The organism is Streptomyces sp. SAS_270, from assembly GCF_052543295.1.
This window is the reverse complement of sequence record NZ_JBMNDS010000027.1, coordinates 61,938-78,832: the sequence shown is the minus strand read 5'-3', so window position 1 is coordinate 78,832 and position 16,895 is coordinate 61,938. Positions and strand designations below refer to the sequence as shown.

Below are 16,895 nucleotides of genomic sequence, written 5' to 3'. Positions count from 1 at the left end.
GAATGCGCGGCCTACGGCTCCGCCCAGCCGCCCTCGACGACCGGCAGCGGCAGGGGTTTTCCTCCCTCGGTGACCACCCGGGTGTCGTTCTCGTAGACCACGCGGGAGAGTTCCACGGCGCCGGGGGCCCGGGAGAACTGGGTGCGGTAGTTGCCGTGCTGCTTCGGATGGCGGGCGGCGGGCCCCACCACGGCGCAGTTGAAGCAGTCCTCCGGATCGAGCCGCGGGTCCATCCCGGCGCCGACGGCCAGGCTGTTGGAGAGGACGACCCAGGCGCCCTGCTCCTCGACGCAGCGCTGGGCCGCCACGCGCTCCCAGCGGTCCTGGGGCTTGCGGCTGATCGGCGAGGCGAACAGCGGGACGAAGATGTGGGAGACCCCGAAGGCCTGGAACTTCGCCTCCCACAGGACCGACTGCTTGATGTCCTCGCAGATCAGGATGGCGATGCGGCCCAGAGCCGACTCCATCACGCTGATATGCCGCCCCCGGGTGATGTCCTCGACCGCGAGGCAGTCGCGCGGCTCGCCGGGCAGCCCCCACCGGACGGCCTGGCCCTCGCCCATGGTGAAGCCCGCCATCTTGTCCTGCTCCAGCACGGCCTGGCCGGTGAGGCAGTCGACGAGGACGGCCCGGTTCGGCGGCGGGTCGTCGGTGCCGAGCGGACCGGTCCCGAGCAGGAGCCACTGCAGGCTGCTGTCCTGGGGCAGTTCGGTGAGCAGCTGGTGCCACTGGCTGAGAAGCGCGTTCGACAGGGTGCTCTCGGGCAGGGTTCCGATCACCGCGTCCGAGTCGCCGAGATTGCGGATGACCTGGCCGATACGTTCGCTCAGACGTTCGGTGGAGGGTGTGATCCGGTAAAGGCCGACGTCGTCGTCACGGCTGAAACCGAACTCCAGATCGTCGTTGCTTTCCAGCAGGGGGACGGCCCCGAGGGAAATCGCTTCCCCAGCTGAGAATGCCAGGTCATTTCTGCTCGAAATCCGGCCGTGCTGGATTCCTCGGCAGTTGTCCGGAGTGACCCGGTGTACGTTGAAGAAATCCGGTTTGTTCGTCGGATTGGCGGCCAGTTTTCCCGGTCGTGTGCAACGGGGCAGCAGGAGGCCGGCCTCCTGCTCGTCGCGGGGGCTGTCGAAGCGGCCGTACCGTGCGTAGCGGCGGGCGAGCCGGCCCATGGCCGGCTCGTCGTAGCAGGGCATGAAGGGGTTGGCCGCACCCATGGCCCAGTCGAGGCCGGTGAGGACGGCGAAGATGCCGCGATCTCCGTGTTCCCTGATGATCCGGCCCACGAGCTCCGGCGTGGCGTACCCGTCCTTCAGTACGTCCGCGCACACGTCGTCCGCAAGTCCTCTTACGGTCGGATTCTTGCGCCAACCGATCGGTTTGCGTGCACGGAAGTGCTCATCCGAAAGCCGGTCGTAGAGGGCGACGAAGAGATCGGCCGGGTCGGCCGGTAATTCCCCGTTGATCGAATGGGCGGCTCCGCGCGTTGCCTTCTCGTTCATGGTTCCCCCCGGAAGCGTGAGCGCGTAATCAGATGCTAACGGTGCGCTGTCGCATATGCGTATCGGATTTGTCGATGAACGTGTAACAGGTAGGCCGCAAAAGGGACTCCGCCCGGGTCGTCCGGGGTCTCGCGAAGAATCATGGGTTCGTCACTTGACAGTCACTTGACATCGGCGCATGGTGGAATGGTCGACCCGAGAGCGGGCGCGGAGACCGGGGGAGTGACATGAGTGGAACGAGTGCGGTAACCGGTGTGGTGGAGCGTCCTCGGTGCGACCGTCTGACCGAGGTGCAGGACCTGATGGACGAGATGAAGTCGGAGTACGAGATCCCGGAGGGCTGCTTCAGTTCTCTGGGCATGCTCATCACCGACGCCTCGCTGGCCGCCGACGAACCGGCACTGCGGGCCGCCCACGACGGGTTGCGGCGGCTGTACGGGAAGCATGTCCGCGACGGTGACGAGCACAAGGGCGCCGAGCAGCGCGGACGCCTGCTCGGCATGATCGACGTGACGTTCTGGTCCCTGCGCCGGCTGCCCTCGGGCCTGCAACTGAACCTTGACCCGGAAGGCCACGCCGCCCGCTTCCTGACCGAGATCGCGCAGGAGCCGGGCCTGAGCAACGAACAGCTCGCCAAGCGGCTCGAAGTGGACATCACCGAGATCAGCAGGCTCGGCCGCAAGCTCCTGTCGTCCGGCGTGGCCTCCAAGAGCCGCCAGTGGCGGTACAACTCCTGGGACATCACCCCGCGCGGCACCCGCTGCCTGGAGCAGGCGGGCCTGATCGCCTCGGCGCCGGAGGGCCAGGAGCCCACCGCGGACACGAAGGCCCGGCCCACCGCCACGAGCCAGCCGTAGCGCCGTGCCGGAGGAGGAAGCGGAAGCGGCGCCGGAAGAACCACCGAGAGCCCCCGCACCACAGCGGGATCCCGAGGCGCCGCGGGTGGTGTCCGGTGTGGGCGCCAGGTTCGCGCGGACCCGTGACATCGTCGCCCTGGCCGGCTTCCTGCTGCTCCTGTCCTGCGCGTTCGGCGCCGTTCTGCTCCAGACCTGGCCCCCGCCGCCCGCGCCGGCCGGTTCCGCGGCCGCGGCGCAGGAGCACGCGACACGGGTGCGGATCCTGTTCTGGCGGCTCGGCCTGCTGCGCGACGTACGGCTGTTCTTCGTCGTGACGGCGGCCGGCGGGCTCGGCGCCCTGGTGCACGTCCTGCGCTCGCTCTACGAGTACGTCGGCAACCAGGGCCTGAAGCGGCGCTGGCTGCTCATGTACGTCCTGGAGCCCTGCATCGGGTCGATGATGGCGCTGATCGTCTACTTCGTCCTGCGCGGCGGCCTGACCACGACGACGGCGTCCTCGAACGACATCAACCCCTACGGGGTGGCCGCCCTGGCGGCCCTCGTCGGCATGTTCGCGCGGGAGGCCGTGGACAAGATGCGCCGCGTGTTCGAGACGGTGTTCACCACCGCGGAGAAGACCGCCGACCGTATGCCGACGTCCGGCGACCGTCCCTCAGACCCCGGCCCCGACCGATGAGCCCGCCTGGGAGGGGCCCGGAATCCCGAGGTCGGCCAGGGGCCGCTCGCGCAGCGCGAGCAGCACCCGCAGCACCCCGATCCACACCAGGCACGAGCCGAGCATGTGCACGGCGACCAGGGCCTCGGGCAGGTCCGTGAAGTACTGGACGTAGCCGATGACGCCCTGTCCGAGAAGGATCAGGAACAGCTCGCGGGTGCGGTGCAGCGGGCCCTTCGGGGCGTCGACCGCCTTGAGGACGAACCACAGCGCGAACGTCAGCGTCACCACGATCCAGGCCAGCACGGCGTGCAGCTTGCTGATGGTCTCCCAGTCCAGCGGGATGCGCCTGACCTCGCTGGAGTCACCCGCGTGCGGCCCGGCGCCGGTCACGACCGTGCCCACGCCGATCAGCAGCACGGCCGCGGCGACCAGGCACCACACCAGCTGCTGCACGGCCTTGCCGACCAGCGGGCGCGGCGGCGTGTCGCCCTCGCGGGTGCGCTGCCACATCACCGTGGCGACCGCGATCAGGGCGGTCGACAGCAGGAAGTGCGCCGCGACCGTGTACGGGTTGAGGCCGACGAGGACCACGATCCCGCCGAGGACCGCATTGCTCATGACGATCCAGAACTGCGCCCAGCCCAGCCGGGTGAGGCTGCGCCGGCGCGGCTTCTCCGACCGCGCGGCGATGATCGCCCAGCCGACCGCCGCACACAGCACGTATGTCAGCATGCGGTTGCTGAACTCGATGACGCCGTGGAAGCCCATGGCGCTGGTGGTGGTCAGCGAGTCGTCGGTGCACTTGGGCCAGGTCGGGCAGCCGAGGCCCGAACCCGTCAGCCGCACGGCACCGCCGGTGACCACGATGAGGACCGCCATCACGAGCGCGGCGAGGGCCGCCCGCTGGACTGTGCGGGGCGCCGGGGTCCAGCGTTCGGCGATGAAGGAGAGCGGGTTGCGCGCGGCCTGGACGGCGTCGGCGGGGGTCACGTTCGGCACGCTCCCCATCGTAGGGGGCTGCTTGTGCACGCCTTCACGAGGGCCCCATACCTACTCCCAGCGGAAGAATTTCCCTGCGGCCGCCAGCCCCGCGACCGCCCAGACGGCCAGGATCCCGAGGTCCCCCCACGGCATGCCGGCGCCGTGCTGGAGCACGTCCCGCAGCCCGTCCGACAGGGCCGAGATCGGCAGCAGGCCGAGCACGTCCTGAGCGCCGGAGGGGAACTTGTCCAGCGGCACGATCACCCCGCCGCCCACCAGGAGCAGCAGGAAGACCAGGTTGGCCGCGGCGAGGGTCGCCTCCGCCTTCAGGGTGCCGGCCATCAGCAGACCGAGGCCGGAGAAAGCGGCGGTGCCGAGGACCAGCAGGAGCAGTACGGCGAGGGGGTTGCCGTGCGGGGACCAGCCCAGCGCGAACGCGATCGCCGTCAGCAGGATGACCTGGAGGACCTCCGTGACCAGCACGGACACGGTCTTCGCGGCCATCAGACCCCAGCGCGGCAGCGGGGAGGACGCGAGCCGCTTCAGGACGCCGTAGCGGCGTTCGAAGCCCGTCGCGATGGCCTGACCGGTGAACGCCGTCGACATCACGGCGAGCGCGAGAACGCCCGGGGCCAGGAAGTCGACCGCCTCGCCCTTGCCCGTGTCGACGATGTCGACCGAGCTGAACAGGGCGAGCAGCAGCGCCGGGATGACGACCGTGAGGAGCAGCTGCTCGCCGTTGCGCAGCAGCATCTTCGTCTCAAGGACGGCCTGCGTGCCGATCATGCGCCCGAGCGGGGCCGCGCCCGGCTTCGGCGTGTACGTACCGGCGGTGGTCATGAGCGCAACTCCTTGCCCGTGAGCTCCAAAAACACGTCTTCGAGGGTGTGGCGTTCGACGGAGATCTTCTCCGGCATCACGCCGTGCTGGGCGCACCAGGAGGTGACCGTCGCCAGCAGCTGCGGATCGACCTTGCCGCCGACCCGGTAGGAGCCCGGGGTGAGTTCGGCCGCCGTGCAGTCCGCGGGCAGGGCCTTCAGCAGGGAGCCCACGTCGAGGCCGGGGCGGCCGGTGAACCGCAGGGTGTTCTCGGCGCCGCCGCGGCACAGCTCCTCCGGGGAGCCGTGCGCGATGACCTTGCCCGCGTCGATGATCGCCACGTCGTCGGCGAGCTGCTCGGCCTCGTCCATGTAGTGCGTGGTGAGGATCACGGAGACGCCGTCGGAGCGCAGGTCGCGGACGAGGTCCCAGGTCGCCCGGCGAGCCTGCGGGTCGAGGCCTGCGGTCGGCTCGTCGAGGAAGACCAGTTCGGGGCGGCCCACCACGGCCATGGCGAGGGCGAGCCGTTGCTGCTGGCCGCCGGACAGCCGCCGGTAGGTCGTACGGCCGCAGCTCTCCAGCCCCAGCCGCTCGATCAGCGCGTCCACGTCCAGGGGGTGCGCGTGCAGCTTGGCCACATGGCGCAGCATCTCGTCCGCCCGCGCGCCGGAGTAGACACCTCCGGACTGGAGCATCACGCCGATGCGGGGCCGCAGTGCGGCGGCCTCGCGGACCGGGTCGAGGCCCAGGACACGCACCGTGCCGGAGTCCGGCCTGCGGTATCCCTCGCAGGTCTCGACCGTGGTCGTCTTGCCCGCCCCGTTGGGTCCGAGTACGGCGGTGATGCCCGCCTTGGCCACCAGGTCGAGGCCGTCCACCGCGGTCTTCGTGCCGTACCGCTTCACCAGGGCCTGGACCTGGACCACGGGGTCGCTTCGCATGAGCGCCAAGTCTAAGGACGTCGTCGGGCGGGTCGGTCGCCGGGGGCCGGGAGTTCCTCCTCGCGCGGACGGTGCAGCGTCAGCCACCGTTCGGCGTAGCCGACGGCGTCGGCCAGGGGGAACAGTCGTACGTCGGCGGCGCCCACCCGGCCCCGTACGACCGGACGGTCCCGCTCGAAGTCGTGCCCCAGCTCGTCGAAGCGGTCCGAGCTGATCGACACCTCGGTCACCGTCTCCCAGCCGTCCGGGCCCGGACGGCCCACCGCGACCGGCGGCGACGGGATCCGGTACTCGGCCAGATGGAAGCCGGTGCACGTGTCGTACCCCGCGCCGAGCAGCAGCACCCGGGCGCCCAGCTCCTCCAGGCGGGCCAGCGGACTGCGCTCACCGAGCCGGCAGTCCGGCGCGTGCCCGTCGACGACGGCCGCCGCGCGCGGGCCGATCGCCGCGAACGAGGTCTGCGGGTGCGCGCTGCGCAGGGCGCCGGGCCAGTTCCGTACGGTCTCCGGGATCACCCCGACGCCCCGGGAGGGCGTCACACGGGGGTCGTACGCGGGCATCGTCGCCCGGACGGTCGGCCACCACTCCTCGGGAACGGGCGGGTTGCTCCACAGCGCCGGATCGGAGAGCTCGCCGGACTGGGTGGGGACCACCAGGGTGCCTTCGGGGCCCAGTGCGTCGAGCAGCCCATGGACGATGGCGACCGGGCCGCCGTTGACCCAGCCGAGGGAGCTGAGGGAGGTGTGCGCGAGGAGGATCTCGCCGGGGCGTACGCCGAGTTCGCGCACCTGTGCGGTGAGGGTGCTCCGAGTGACAAGTGGGCCGGTCGGAGGGGGTGAGGGCATGCTTCGGAGTGTCCCGGAGCGCGGTCGGCAGCGCCATCGAATTGATCGATCAAAGATCATTTCCGCAGGTCACCTTAGGTATGCCTAAGTGATGCAGCGCACCGCCCCCCTCTCGGGGTGCGGGTTGTCAGGCTCTGAGGAATTACGCAACAATGGCGTTGTGAAAAACGTCGGCGAGGCTCGGGAGACCCCCACGGGGGCCCCTCAGGAGGAACTCGCGACCGGTGAGCGGAGCACCCGCAACCGGGTCGCGCGCTCCATCCTGGACCACGGCCCCTCGACGGTCGCCGATCTCGCAGGACGCCTCGGCCTCACCCACGCCGCCGTCCGCCGGCATCTCGACGCGCTGGTCGCCGACGACGTCGTGGAGGCCCGCGAGCAGCGGGTCTACGGCGCGCGCACGCGCGGGCGCCCCGCCAAGGTGTTCGCCCTGACCGACTGCGGCCGCGACGCCTTCGACCAGTCCTACGACAAGCTCGCCGCGGACGCGCTGCGCTGGATCGCCGAGCGCGAGGGAGGCGAGGAAGCCGTCGCCGCCTTCGCCCGTGCCAGGATCGCCGCGCAGGCCGGTGCCTACCGCAAGGCCGTCGAGGCCGCGGCCCCCGAAGAGCGGGCCGAAGCGCTGGCCAAGGCCTTGAGCGCGGACGGGTACGCTGCTACGGCGAAGAGCGCCCCCCTTCCGCAGCGGGGCGAGCAGCTCTGCCAGCACCACTGCCCGGTCGCCCACGTGGCCGAGAAGTTCCCGCAGCTGTGCGAGGCGGAGACCGAGATCTTCTCCCAGCTGCTCGGCACGCACGTCCAGCGGCTGGCCACCATCGCGCACGGCGACGGCGTCTGCACGACGTTCATCCCCAAGATTTCCAAGACCGACCAATACGGCCACAACGCATCTGCAAGCACCGCCGGGAGGAACCCCGCATGACGCTCCCCATCGAGGAGACTGCCCACCCCGAGCTCGAGGGTCTGGGCAACTACGAATACGGCTGGGCCGACTCCGACGTGGCCGGTGCCTCTGCCAAGCGCGGCATCAACGATGACGTCGTCCGGGACATCTCCGCGAAGAAGAACGAGCCGGAGTGGATGACCAAGCTCCGCCTCAAGGGCCTGCGCCTCTTCGAGAAGAAGCCCATGCCGAACTGGGGCTCGGACCTGTCGGGCATCGACTTCGACAACATCAAGTACTTCGTGCGTTCCACGGAGAAGCAGGCGGAGTCCTGGGAGGACCTGCCCGAGGACATCAAGAACACGTACGACAAGCTCGGCATCCCCGAGGCGGAGAAGCAGCGCCTCGTCGCGGGCGTCGCGGCCCAGTACGAGTCCGAGGTCGTCTACCACCAGATCCGCGAGGACCTGGAGGAGCAGGGCGTCATCTTCCTCGACACCGACACCGCTCTCAAGGAGCACCCGGAGCTCTTCAAGGAGTACTTCGGCACCGTCATCCCGGTCGGCGACAACAAGTTCGCGTCGCTGAACACCGCGGTGTGGTCCGGCGGCTCCTTCATCTACGTGCCGAAGGGCGTGCACGTGGAGATCCCGCTCCAGGCCTACTTCCGTATCAACACCGAGAACATGGGCCAGTTCGAGCGGACGCTGATCATCGTCGACGAGGACGCCTACGTCCACTACGTCGAGGGCTGTACGGCGCCGATCTACAAGTCGGACTCCCTGCACTCCGCGGTCGTCGAGATCATCGTCAAGAAGGGCGCCCGCTGCCGCTACACGACCATCCAGAACTGGTCGAACAACGTCTACAACCTGGTCACCAAGCGCGCCGTGGCGTACGAGGGCGCGACCATGGAGTGGATCGACGGCAACATCGGCTCCAAGGTCACCATGAAGTACCCGGCCGTCTACCTGATGGGCGAGCACGCCAAGGGCGAGACCCTCTCCATCGCCTTCGCGGGCGAGGGCCAGCACCAGGACGCCGGCTCCAAGATGGTCCACATGGCGCCGAACACCTCCTCCAACATCGTCTCCAAGTCGGTGGCGCGCGGTGGCGGTCGTACGTCCTACCGCGGTCTGGTCGAGATCGGCGAGGGTGCCCACGGCTCCAAGTCGAACGTGCTCTGCGACGCGCTGCTCGTCGACACCATCTCCCGCTCGGACACGTACCCCTACGTGGACGTCCGCGAGGACGACGTGTCCATGGGCCACGAGGCGACCGTCTCCAAGGTCTCCGAGGACCAGCTCTTCTACCTGATGAGCCGCGGTCTGACCGAGTTCGAGGCGATGGCGATGATCGTGCGCGGCTTCGTCGAGCCGATCGCCAAGGAACTGCCCATGGAGTACGCCCTCGAGCTCAACCGGCTGATCGAGCTGCAGATGGAAGGCGCGGTCGGTTAAGGCCCGTCCCCGAAGCAGTCGCCAGATTTCTTGACGTAGGAAGAGAGCAGACCGACAGCCATGGCTGAGGCTCAGAACATCCCCGTGGGCTCGACCACCGCGGGCCAGATCGCGGTGGCCGCCGAGTCGACCGTCGCCACGCGCATGAGCGCGCCGCCGTCCTTCGACGTGCAGGACTTCCCGGTCCCGCACGGCCGCGAGGAGGAGTGGCGGTTCACGCCGCTGGAGCGGCTGCGCGGGCTGCACGACGGCACCGCGACCGCCACCGGCACCGGCGTGAAGGTCGACGTGGAGGCCCCCGCGGGCGTCACCGTCGAGACCGTCGGCCGTGAGGACGCCCGCATCGGCAGGGCGGGCACCCCGGTGGACCGCGTCGCCGCGCAGGCGTACTCCGCCTTCGAGAAGGCCGGCGTGGTCACCGTCCCCAAGGAGACGGTGCTCACCGAGCCGATCCGCATCGCGGTGCACGGCGAGGGCGGCGTGGCCTACGGCCACCAGGTCATCGAGCTGGGCGCCTTCGCCGAGGCCGTCGTCGTCATCGACCACACCGGTGACGCGGTGCTCGCCACCAACGTCGACTACATCCTGGGCGACGGCGCCAAGCTGACCGTCGTCTCCGTCCAGGACTGGGACGACAAGGCCGTGCACGTCGCCCAGCACAACGCGCTGATCGGCCGCGACGCCACCTTCAAGTCGTTCGTGGTCACCTTCGGCGGCGACGTCGTACGCCTCCACCCGCGGGTCGCCTACGCGGGCACCGGCGGCGAGGCCGAACTCTTCGGTCTGTACTTCACGGACGCGGGCCAGCACCAGGAGCACCGCCTCCTGGTCGACCACAACACCCCGCACTGCAAGTCCAACGTCGTCTACAAGGGCGCGCTCCAGGGCGAGGGCGCCCACGCGGTGTGGATCGGCGACGTGCTCATCGAGGCCAAGGCCGAGGGCACGGACACCTACGAGATGAACCGCAACCTGGTTCTCACCGACGGCGCCCGGGTCGACTCCGTGCCGAACCTGGAGATCGAGACCGGCGAGATCGTCGGCGCGGGGCACGCGAGTGCCACCGGCCGCTTCGACGACGAGCAGCTCTTCTACCTGATGGCCCGCGGCATCCCGGCCGACGAGGCCCGTCGCCTGGTGGTCCGCGGCTTCTTCGCCGAGCTGGTCCAGCAGATCGGTGTCGACGACATCCAGGAACGCCTTCTCGTGAAGATCGACGAGGAGCTGGAGGCCACGGTCTGATGTCGGCTTTCCTACGCGCGTGTGCGCTGAGCGAGCTGGAGGAGGACACCCCGAAGCGGGTGGAACTCGACGGCACGCCGGTCTCGCTCGTGAAGACCGAGGGGGAGGTGTTCGCGATCAACGACATCTGCTCGCACGCGAACGTCTCGCTCTCCGAGGGCGAGGTGGAGGACTGCCAGATCGAGTGCTGGCTGCACGGCTCCGCGTTCGACCTCCGCACCGGCAAGCCGTCCGGCCTTCCCGCGACGCGCCCCGTCCCCGTATACCCCGTAAAGATCGAAGGGGACGACGTGCTCGTCTCCCTCACCCAGGAGTCCTGAGGAACCCATGGCAACGCTTGAAATCCACGACCTGCACGTCACCGTCGAGGCCGACAACGCCACGAAGGAGATCCTCAAGGGCGTCGACCTCACCGTGAAGCAGGGCGAGACGCACGCCATCATGGGCCCCAACGGCTCCGGCAAGTCGACGCTCGCCTACTCGCTCGCGGGCCACCCGAAGTACACGATCACCGGCGGCACCGTCACCCTCGACGGCGAGGACGTCCTGGAGATGTCCGTCGACGAGCGCGCTCGCGCCGGCCTGTTCCTGGCGATGCAGTACCCGGTCGAGATCCCCGGTGTCTCCGTCTCCAACTTCCTGCGCACCTCGGCCACGGCCGTGCGCGGCGAGGCCCCCAAGCTGCGCACCTGGGTCAAGGAGGTCAAGGAGACCATGGAGCGACTCTCCATGGACCCCTCCTTCGCCGAGCGCAACGTGAACGAGGGCTTCTCCGGCGGTGAGAAGAAGCGCCACGAGATCCTTCAGCTGGAGCTGCTCAAGCCGAAGATCGCGATCCTCGACGAGACCGACTCCGGCCTGGATGTCGACGCCCTGCGCGTCGTCTCCGAGGGCGTCAACCGCGTCCGCGAGTCCGGCGAGGTGGGCACCCTGCTCATCACGCACTACACGCGCATCCTGCGCTACATCAAGCCCGACTTCGTCCACGTCTTCTCCGGCGGTCGCATCGTGGAGTCCGGCGGCGCCGAGCTCGCCGACAAGCTGGAGAACGAGGGCTACGAGGCTTACACGAAGGGTGGCGTATCCGCGTGACGCAGTTGCCGGGCCTCCTCGACACCGAGGCGATCCGCAAGGACTTCCCCATCCTGGACCGACAGGTCCACGACGGTCAGAAGCTCGTGTACCTGGACAACGCGGCGACTTCGCAGAAGCCGCGCCAGGTGCTGGACGCCCTGAGCGAGTACTACGAGCGCTACAACGCCAACGTCCACCGCGGTGTGCATGTGCTCGCCGAGGAGGCCACGGCGCTGTACGAGGGCGCGCGCGACAAGGTCGCCGCGTTCATCAACGCCCCGAGCCGCGACGAGGTGATCTTCACCAAGAACGCCTCGGAGTCGCTCAACCTCGTGGCCAACATGCTGGGCTGGGCCGACGAGCCCTACCGCGTGGACCACGAGACCGAGATCGTCATCACGGAGATGGAGCACCACTCCAACATCGTCCCGTGGCAGCTGCTGTCGCAGCGCACCGGCGCGAAGCTGAAGTGGTTCGGCCTGACCGACGACGGCCGCCTCGACCTCTCGAACATCAACGAGATCATCACCGAGAAGACGAAGATCGTCTCCTTCGTGCTGGTGTCGAACATCCTGGGCACCGTCAACCCGGTCGAGGCGATAGTGCGCCGCGCCCAGGAGGTCGGCGCGCTCGTCCTGATCGACGCCTCGCAGGCCGCCCCGCACATGCCGATGGACGTGCAGGCGCTGCAGGCGGACTTCGTGGCCTTCACCGGGCACAAGATGTGCGGTCCGACGGGCATCGGCGTGCTGTGGGGCCGCCAGGAGCTTCTTGAGGACCTTCCGCCGTTCCTCGGCGGCGGCGAGATGATCGAGACGGTGTCGATGCACTCGTCGACCTACGCTCCCGCCCCGCACAAGTTCGAGGCGGGCACCCCGCCGATCGCCCAGGCGGTCGGTCTCGGTGCGGCGATCGACTATCTGTCCGCGATCGGCATGGACAAGATCCTCGCGCATGAGCACGCGCTCACCGAGTACGCGGTGAAGAGGCTCGGCGACGTTCCCGACCTGCGGATCATCGGCCCCACGACGGCCGAGGACCGTGGCGCGGCGATCTCGTTCACGCTCGGCGACATCCACCCGCACGACGTGGGCCAGGTCCTCGACGAGCAGGGCATCGCGGTGCGTGTCGGTCATCACTGCGCACGGCCGGTCTGCCTGCGGTACGGAATTCCTGCGACCACGCGAGCGTCGTTCTATCTGTACTCCACGCCGGCCGAGATCGACGCTCTGGTCGACGGCCTGGAGCACGTCCGGAATTTCTTCGGCTGAGGAGCGGCTGAGACGTGAAGCTTGATTCGATGTACCAGGAAGTCATCCTGGACCACTACAAGCACCCGCACGGGCGGGGCTTGCGGGATGGCGACGCCGAGGTGCACCACGTCAACCCGACGTGCGGCGACGAGATCACGCTGCGCGTGAAGTACGACGGCGAGCGGATCGCGGACATCTCGTACGAGGGCCAGGGCTGTTCGATCAGCCAGGCCTCGGCCTCCGTGCTGAACGAACTCCTCGTCGGCAAGGACGTGACCGAGGCGCAGAAGGTCCAGGAGACCTTCCTGGAGCTGATGCAGTCCAAGGGCCGCATCGAGCCGGACGACACGATGGAGGAGATCCTGGAGGACGCGGTTGCGTTCGCCGGTGTCTCCAAGTACCCGGCCCGTGTGAAGTGCGCCCTCCTGAGCTGGATGGCATGGAAGGACGCGACCGCCCAGGTCCTGGGTGAGAGCGCCGAGAGGAAGACGGCATGAGCGAGAACGAGACTCTGACGAAGCCGGCCTCGGAGGAAGAGGTTCGCGAGGCGCTGTACGACGTCGTCGACCCCGAGCTGGGTATCGACGTCGTCAACCTCGGCCTCATCTACGGCATTCACATCGACGACGCGAACATCGCGACGATCGACATGACCCTGACGTCGGCGGCCTGTCCGCTCACGGATGTCATCGAGGACCAGGCCAAGTCCGCCACGGACGGCATCGTCAACGAACTGCGCATCAACTGGGTCTGGATGCCGCCGTGGGGCCCGGACAAGATCACGGACGACGGTCGCGAGCAGCTGCGCGCGCTCGGCTTCAACGTCTGAGACGCACGGAATGGACGAGGCCCCCGGCTTGAGCCGGGGGCCTCGTCGCGTTGCAGGCGGTGGGACTCAGCTCAGCCCCTGCACCAGCCGGAACGCCGAGTCCGCCTGGTAGAGCGCGCTGTTCTGGTAGGGGTCCAGACGCAGCCGGAAGTTCTGGTGACGCAGGAAACGGCCCGGGTAGTTGATCGACTCCAGGGCGACCGCGCCGGGGTAGGACGAGGCGCGGGGACAGAACGTGGCGTCCTGCTCGAAGAGCGACGAGCCGTCGTCGTACTCGGAGCGCAGGACGAAGTTGCGATGACGGAGGTAGCTGCCGTTCGACGTCCTGAAGGAGTAACACGAGGCGTCCGCAAGGCCCTTGACCCGTTTGAAGGTGGCGTCCTGCCGGTCCGAGCGGGAGCCGACCGGGTCGAGTGCGACGTAGCTGCCGCTCACCTGCCAGTAGCGGTCGGGGTAGTTGACCGAGCGGATGGACGTGCCGGTCGACGAGGGCTTCGGACGGGACGAACTGCCGTGGGACGCGGGCGACTTGGACGGCTTGGCTGAGGCCGTGGGTGTCGGCGTGGCCGTGGGCCTCGTGCTGCGGTGCCCGGTGGCGGTCTTGGAGGGCCGGGCGGACGGCGGGCCGCTCGTGCCGCTGGGGGTGCCGGCGCTGCCGGTGGGCGGGGTGGCGAACGAGATCAGGCCGGGCCCCGATGTGTCGGCCGCGGGCGCGGCACCCCTCGCGGAAGGTGACGTGTCGTCAGAATCCTTGTCCATCACGGCGATCGCGGTCACACACGCGACGATGGTGGCCAGGGCGACGGCGCCGGCCAGCCAGAGCCGCCGCGTTCCCGGCTCGCGGGAGGTGTCCGGGGTCCAGCCGTTCTCCCACGGTTGCTGCTGAGGGGACCGGGGGTTCTTCTTTGCCATGCGCTGATCCTCCGGCGGCGCCCACGGCGACGGCTGCGAGAGTGAAGTGAGGGAAAAGTGTTGAACGGTGAAACACTAGTGGAGCCAGTTGGCCTCCGACAGTCGTTTCAGCGAGCGGTTTCCATGAGATTTCAGGGGCCGGTGCGAGGCTGCCGGCGCCCGGCCGGGAGTGCTGGGCCGCCTGGCGCAGAGCGGTGGCGGACGCGGTGAACGAGAGGGAGACTGCGGCCCATGGCCGTCTCCCTGTACCAAGTCGTCGTCGACACCCACGACCTGCCCGCACTCGCCCGCTTCTGGTGCCAAGTCCTCGACTGGCGCGTGCTGTTCGAGGCAGAGGACGAGATCGTCATCGGCGCGGACGAACACGCTCTGCCCGGGCTGTGCTTCGTACCGGTCCCCGAACACAAGACGGTCAAGAACCGCCTCCACATCGACCTCGCGCCGGACGACCTGGCGGCCGAGGTCGAGCGGATCATCGCGCTCGGCGCGCACCGAGCCGATGTGGGGCAGGGTGAGGACGTCACCTGGGTCACGCTCGCCGACCCCGAGGGCAACGAGTTCTGTGTACTGCGGCCCAAGAAGTCGCTCCTGGACTGAGCCGCATGCTGTCCACAGCGATCGCGGTACCGATCCGCCCGTCGATGCGTACGGCCGTACACATCGATGTGTACAGTTGTACGCATGGGATATCTGCTGCTCGCCGGAGCCATAGCCGCCGAGGTGGCCGCCACGACCGCGATGAAGTTCAGTGAGGGCTTCAGCCGGCTCTGGCCCTCGCTGATCACCTTCGCCGGGTACGTCATCGCCTTCGCGCTCCTCGCCCAGACCCTGAAGACCGTCTCGGTCGGCACGGCCTACGCGATCTGGGCCGGCGTCGGCACCGCCGCCATCGCCGCGATCGGCATGGTGTTCCTCGGGGAAGGGCTGAACGCCGCCAAGCTCGCCGGGATCGCGCTGATCATCGGCGGGGTCGTCGTCCTCAACATGGGCGGGGCCCACTGATGGCACGCCGCTACGACCCCGAGCGGCGCCGGCGGATCATCGACGCGGCGATCCGGGTCGTGGGCGCAAAGGGTCTCGCCGGGCTGAGCCACCGCTCCGTCGCCGCCGAGGCCGATGTGCCGCTCGGCTCCACGACGTACCACTTCAAGACCCTCGACGACCTCATGGTCGCCGCACTGCGCCAGGCGAACGAAGGCTTCGCCAAGCTGGTCGCGGCGCGCGGCGGCCTGGCGGACACCCGGGCCGACCTGGCCGGTGAACTCGCAGGCCTGATGGGCGAGTGGCTCGCGGGCGACCGCACCGCCGTGGAGCTGGAGTACGAGCTCTACCTCGCCGCCCTCCGCCGCCCCGCCCTGCGCCCCGTCGCCGAGGAGTGGGTCCGTGAACTCGCCGACTGCATCGCCCAGCGCACCGACCCCGTCACCGCACGCGCCCTCGTCGCCCTGCTGGACGGCATCTGCCTCCAGGTCCTGCTGACGGGGGCGCCCTACGACGAGGAGTACGCACGCGAGGTTTTGGGACGCGTGATCCCCTGAACTGCCATGAAGGGCCTCCACGTGCTGGTGCGCCCGCCACCTGAGACGCCCGGCGCACCGGTTCGCCCGCGCGGGCCCCGCCACGTTAGGTTTCACCCATGACCGACACGACTGCTACTCGCACCACCGGCGCCGTCGCCGCCGGCCTCGCCACTGTCACCGCCGACGGCACCGTTCTCGACACCTGGTTCCCCGCGCCCGAGCTGGTCGCCGAGCCCGGCCCCTCCGGCACCGAGCGGCTGTCCGCCGAACAGGCCGCGCAGCTGCTCGGCGGCGGCGCGACCGCGGCCACCGGGCCGGACGCCCGCCGCGGCGTCGAGGTGATCGCGGTCCGTACGGTCATCGCCTCGCTGGACGACAAGCCGCTGGACGCGCACGACGCGTACCTGCGGCTGCACCTGCTCTCGCACCGCCTGGTCAAGCCGCACGGCCAGAGCCTGGACGGCCTCTTCGGCCTCCTCGCCAACGTCGCCTGGACCTCGCTCGGCCCGGTCGCCGTCGACGACGTCGAGAAGGTCCGGCTCAACGCCCGCGCCGAGGGCCTGCACCTCCAGGTCACCTCCATCGACAAGTTCCCGCGCATGACGGACTACGTCGCGCCGAAGGGCGTCCGCATCGCCGACGCCGACCGGGTACGCCTCGGCGCGCACCTCGCCGCGGGCACGACGGTCATGCACGAGGGCTTCGTGAACTTCAACGCGGGCACGCTCGGCACCTCCATGGTCGAGGGCCGCATCTCGGCCGGCGTCGTGGTCGGTGACGGCTCGGACATCGGCGGCGGCGCCTCCACCATGGGCACGCTGTCCGGCGGTGGCAACGTCCGCATCACCATCGGCGAGCGCTGCCTGGTCGGCGCCGAGGCGGGCGTGGGTATCGCGCTCGGGGACGAGTGCGTGGTCGAGGCGGGTCTGTACGTCACCGCGGGCACCCGCGTCACGATGCCCGACGGCCAGATCGTCAAGGCCCGCGAGCTCTCCGGCGCCTCGAACATCCTCTTCCGCCGCAACTCGGTGACGGGCACGGTCGAGGCCCGCCCGAACAACGCGGTCTGGGGCGGCCTCAACGACGTACTGCACAGCCACAACTGAGCCTTCGCGTACG

General features: G+C 69.3%; 20 protein-coding genes. 14 read left to right on the top strand and 6 right to left on the bottom strand.

Annotated elements, in window-relative coordinates:
• Window positions 1-11 precede the first annotated feature (11 nt).
• A complete protein-coding gene (locus ACN6LB_RS19980) occupies window positions 12-1,502 on the bottom strand; it encodes a hypothetical protein (RefSeq protein WP_445027111.1) in 1,491 nt (496 codons plus the stop codon).
• A 227-nt stretch (window positions 1,503-1,729) separates the two neighbouring features.
• Between ACN6LB_RS19980 and ACN6LB_RS19975 the strand changes: the two genes are divergently transcribed.
• Both ACN6LB_RS19975 and ACN6LB_RS19970 read left to right on the top strand, forming a co-directional pair.
• Window positions 1,730-2,359 (top strand): hypothetical protein, encoded by a 630-nt coding sequence (locus tag ACN6LB_RS19975; protein WP_445027110.1) that lies wholly within the window; start codon window positions 1,730-1,732, stop codon window positions 2,357-2,359.
• Window positions 2,360-2,456: 97 nt separating this feature from the next.
• Window positions 2,457-3,035, top strand: coding sequence for a hypothetical protein (locus ACN6LB_RS19970; RefSeq protein ID WP_356142556.1), 579 nt, complete (start codon window positions 2,457-2,459; stop codon window positions 3,033-3,035).
• Here the strand turns inward: ACN6LB_RS19970 and ACN6LB_RS19965 are convergent.
• Genes ACN6LB_RS19965 through ACN6LB_RS19950 form a run of 4 tightly spaced genes read right to left on the bottom strand, consistent with a single transcriptional unit; the run spans window position 3,012 to window position 6,603 of the window.
• Window positions 3,012-4,025 carry a COX15/CtaA family protein gene (locus tag ACN6LB_RS19965; protein WP_445027109.1) on the bottom strand — a complete coding sequence of 338 codons (1,014 nt, stop codon included), beginning with the start codon at window positions 4,023-4,025 and terminating at the stop codon, window positions 3,012-3,014. The genes ACN6LB_RS19970 and ACN6LB_RS19965 overlap by 24 nt on opposite strands.
• Before the next feature lie 42 nt (window positions 4,026-4,067).
• Window positions 4,068-4,838: an ABC transporter permease gene (locus ACN6LB_RS19960; RefSeq protein ID WP_356142560.1), complete on the bottom strand. Its 771-nt coding sequence runs from the start codon at window positions 4,836-4,838 to the stop codon at window positions 4,068-4,070.
• A complete protein-coding gene (locus ACN6LB_RS19955) occupies window positions 4,835-5,758 on the bottom strand; it encodes an ABC transporter ATP-binding protein (protein ID WP_356142562.1) in 924 nt (307 codons plus the stop codon). The genes ACN6LB_RS19960 and ACN6LB_RS19955 overlap by 4 nt, the downstream gene beginning before the upstream one ends.
• Window positions 5,759-5,769: 11 nt before the next feature.
• Window positions 5,770-6,603 (bottom strand): aminoglycoside N(3)-acetyltransferase, encoded by an 834-nt coding sequence (locus tag ACN6LB_RS19950; protein WP_445027108.1) that lies wholly within the window; start codon window positions 6,601-6,603, stop codon window positions 5,770-5,772.
• Window positions 6,604-6,763: 160 nt separating this feature from the next.
• On the opposite strand from ACN6LB_RS19950, the gene ACN6LB_RS19945 reads away from it, so the two are divergent.
• Genes ACN6LB_RS19945 through ACN6LB_RS19910 form a run of 8 tightly spaced genes read left to right on the top strand, consistent with a single transcriptional unit; the run spans window position 6,764 to window position 13,344 of the window.
• Entirely contained in the window at window positions 6,764-7,525 is a 762-nt protein-coding gene (locus tag ACN6LB_RS19945) for a helix-turn-helix transcriptional regulator (RefSeq protein ID WP_356142566.1), read from the top strand.
• Window positions 7,522-8,946 (top strand): Fe-S cluster assembly protein SufB, encoded by a 1,425-nt coding sequence (gene sufB, locus ACN6LB_RS19940; protein ID WP_356142569.1) that lies wholly within the window; start codon window positions 7,522-7,524, stop codon window positions 8,944-8,946. The genes ACN6LB_RS19945 and sufB overlap by 4 nt, the downstream gene beginning before the upstream one ends.
• Window positions 8,947-9,006: 60 nt before the next feature.
• A complete protein-coding gene (gene sufD / locus ACN6LB_RS19935) occupies window positions 9,007-10,188 on the top strand; it encodes a Fe-S cluster assembly protein SufD (RefSeq protein WP_356142572.1) in 1,182 nt (393 codons plus the stop codon).
• Complete coding sequence (locus ACN6LB_RS19930) at window positions 10,188-10,508, top strand: bifunctional 3-phenylpropionate/cinnamic acid dioxygenase ferredoxin subunit (protein ID WP_356142574.1); 321 nt, start codon at window positions 10,188-10,190, stop codon at window positions 10,506-10,508. The genes sufD and ACN6LB_RS19930 overlap by 1 nt, the downstream gene beginning before the upstream one ends.
• 7 nt (window positions 10,509-10,515) lie before the next feature.
• Window positions 10,516-11,280, top strand: coding sequence for a Fe-S cluster assembly ATPase SufC (sufC, locus tag ACN6LB_RS19925; RefSeq protein WP_356142576.1), 765 nt, complete (start codon window positions 10,516-10,518; stop codon window positions 11,278-11,280).
• Window positions 11,277-12,533 carry a cysteine desulfurase gene (locus tag ACN6LB_RS19920; RefSeq protein WP_356142578.1) on the top strand — a complete coding sequence of 419 codons (1,257 nt, stop codon included), beginning with the start codon at window positions 11,277-11,279 and terminating at the stop codon, window positions 12,531-12,533. The genes sufC and ACN6LB_RS19920 overlap by 4 nt, the downstream gene beginning before the upstream one ends.
• A 14-nt stretch (window positions 12,534-12,547) precedes the next feature.
• Window positions 12,548-13,012 (top strand): Fe-S cluster assembly sulfur transfer protein SufU, encoded by a 465-nt coding sequence (gene sufU, locus ACN6LB_RS19915; RefSeq protein WP_356142580.1) that lies wholly within the window; start codon window positions 12,548-12,550, stop codon window positions 13,010-13,012.
• Window positions 13,009-13,344 (top strand): metal-sulfur cluster assembly factor, encoded by a 336-nt coding sequence (locus ACN6LB_RS19910; protein WP_135329414.1) that lies wholly within the window; start codon window positions 13,009-13,011, stop codon window positions 13,342-13,344. The genes sufU and ACN6LB_RS19910 overlap by 4 nt, the downstream gene beginning before the upstream one ends.
• Before the next feature lie 66 nt (window positions 13,345-13,410).
• Here ACN6LB_RS19910 and ACN6LB_RS19905 read toward each other — a convergent pair whose 3' ends face one another.
• The gene (locus ACN6LB_RS19905) at window positions 13,411-14,256 is read right to left on the bottom strand and encodes an AbfB domain-containing protein (protein WP_445027107.1); all 846 of its coding nucleotides are present in this window, start codon (window positions 14,254-14,256) and stop codon (window positions 13,411-13,413) included.
• Between the two features lie 231 nt (window positions 14,257-14,487).
• On the opposite strand from ACN6LB_RS19905, the gene ACN6LB_RS19900 reads away from it, so the two are divergent.
• The 4 genes from ACN6LB_RS19900 to dapD all read left to right on the top strand — a co-directional run bounded on the left by ACN6LB_RS19900 (window position 14,488) and on the right by dapD (window position 16,882).
• Window positions 14,488-14,853, top strand: coding sequence for a VOC family protein (locus tag ACN6LB_RS19900; RefSeq protein WP_445027106.1), 366 nt, complete (start codon window positions 14,488-14,490; stop codon window positions 14,851-14,853).
• 84 nt (window positions 14,854-14,937) lie between these two features.
• On the top strand, window positions 14,938-15,258 hold the full coding sequence (locus ACN6LB_RS19895) for a DMT family transporter (RefSeq protein WP_445027105.1): 321 nt from the start codon (window positions 14,938-14,940) through the stop codon (window positions 15,256-15,258).
• Window positions 15,258-15,794: a TetR/AcrR family transcriptional regulator gene (locus ACN6LB_RS19890; RefSeq protein WP_445027104.1), complete on the top strand. Its 537-nt coding sequence runs from the start codon at window positions 15,258-15,260 to the stop codon at window positions 15,792-15,794. The genes ACN6LB_RS19895 and ACN6LB_RS19890 overlap by 1 nt, the downstream gene beginning before the upstream one ends.
• A gap of 98 nt (window positions 15,795-15,892) precedes the next feature.
• On the top strand, window positions 15,893-16,882 hold the full coding sequence (gene dapD / locus ACN6LB_RS19885; protein ID WP_356142594.1) for a 2,3,4,5-tetrahydropyridine-2,6-dicarboxylate N-succinyltransferase: 990 nt from the start codon (window positions 15,893-15,895) through the stop codon (window positions 16,880-16,882).
• Window positions 16,883-16,895 lie beyond the last annotated feature (13 nt).

What these genes read in the sequence shown, in the direction of transcription:
- ACN6LB_RS19980 (WP_445027111.1), bottom strand. Translation starts at nt 1,502, where the DNA reads ATGAACGAGAAGGCAACGCGCGGAGCCGCCCATTCGATCAACGGGGAA.
- sufD (WP_356142572.1), top strand. Translation starts at nt 9,007, where the DNA reads ATGGCTGAGGCTCAGAACATCCCCGTGGGCTCGACCACCGCGGGCCAG.
- sufC (WP_356142576.1), top strand. Translation starts at nt 10,516, where the DNA reads ATGGCAACGCTTGAAATCCACGACCTGCACGTCACCGTCGAGGCCGAC.
- ACN6LB_RS19890 (WP_445027104.1), top strand. Translation starts at nt 15,258, where the DNA reads ATGGCACGCCGCTACGACCCCGAGCGGCGCCGGCGGATCATCGACGCG.
- dapD (WP_356142594.1), top strand. Translation starts at nt 15,893, where the DNA reads ATGACCGACACGACTGCTACTCGCACCACCGGCGCCGTCGCCGCCGGC.
- ACN6LB_RS19975 (WP_445027110.1), top strand. Translation starts at nt 1,730, where the DNA reads ATGAGTGGAACGAGTGCGGTAACCGGTGTGGTGGAGCGTCCTCGGTGC.
- ACN6LB_RS19905 (WP_445027107.1), bottom strand. Translation starts at nt 14,256, where the DNA reads ATGGCAAAGAAGAACCCCCGGTCCCCTCAGCAGCAACCGTGGGAGAAC.
- ACN6LB_RS19895 (WP_445027105.1), top strand. Translation starts at nt 14,938, where the DNA reads ATGGGATATCTGCTGCTCGCCGGAGCCATAGCCGCCGAGGTGGCCGCC.
- ACN6LB_RS19950 (WP_445027108.1), bottom strand. Translation starts at nt 6,603, where the DNA reads ATGCCCTCACCCCCTCCGACCGGCCCACTTGTCACTCGGAGCACCCTC.
- sufB (WP_356142569.1), top strand. Translation starts at nt 7,522, where the DNA reads ATGACGCTCCCCATCGAGGAGACTGCCCACCCCGAGCTCGAGGGTCTG.
- ACN6LB_RS19910 (WP_135329414.1), top strand. Translation starts at nt 13,009, where the DNA reads ATGAGCGAGAACGAGACTCTGACGAAGCCGGCCTCGGAGGAAGAGGTT.
- ACN6LB_RS19965 (WP_445027109.1), bottom strand. Translation starts at nt 4,025, where the DNA reads ATGGGGAGCGTGCCGAACGTGACCCCCGCCGACGCCGTCCAGGCCGCG.
- ACN6LB_RS19960 (WP_356142560.1), bottom strand. Translation starts at nt 4,838, where the DNA reads ATGACCACCGCCGGTACGTACACGCCGAAGCCGGGCGCGGCCCCGCTC.
- ACN6LB_RS19955 (WP_356142562.1), bottom strand. Translation starts at nt 5,758, where the DNA reads ATGCGAAGCGACCCCGTGGTCCAGGTCCAGGCCCTGGTGAAGCGGTAC.
- ACN6LB_RS19930 (WP_356142574.1), top strand. Translation starts at nt 10,188, where the DNA reads ATGTCGGCTTTCCTACGCGCGTGTGCGCTGAGCGAGCTGGAGGAGGAC.
- ACN6LB_RS19900 (WP_445027106.1), top strand. Translation starts at nt 14,488, where the DNA reads ATGGCCGTCTCCCTGTACCAAGTCGTCGTCGACACCCACGACCTGCCC.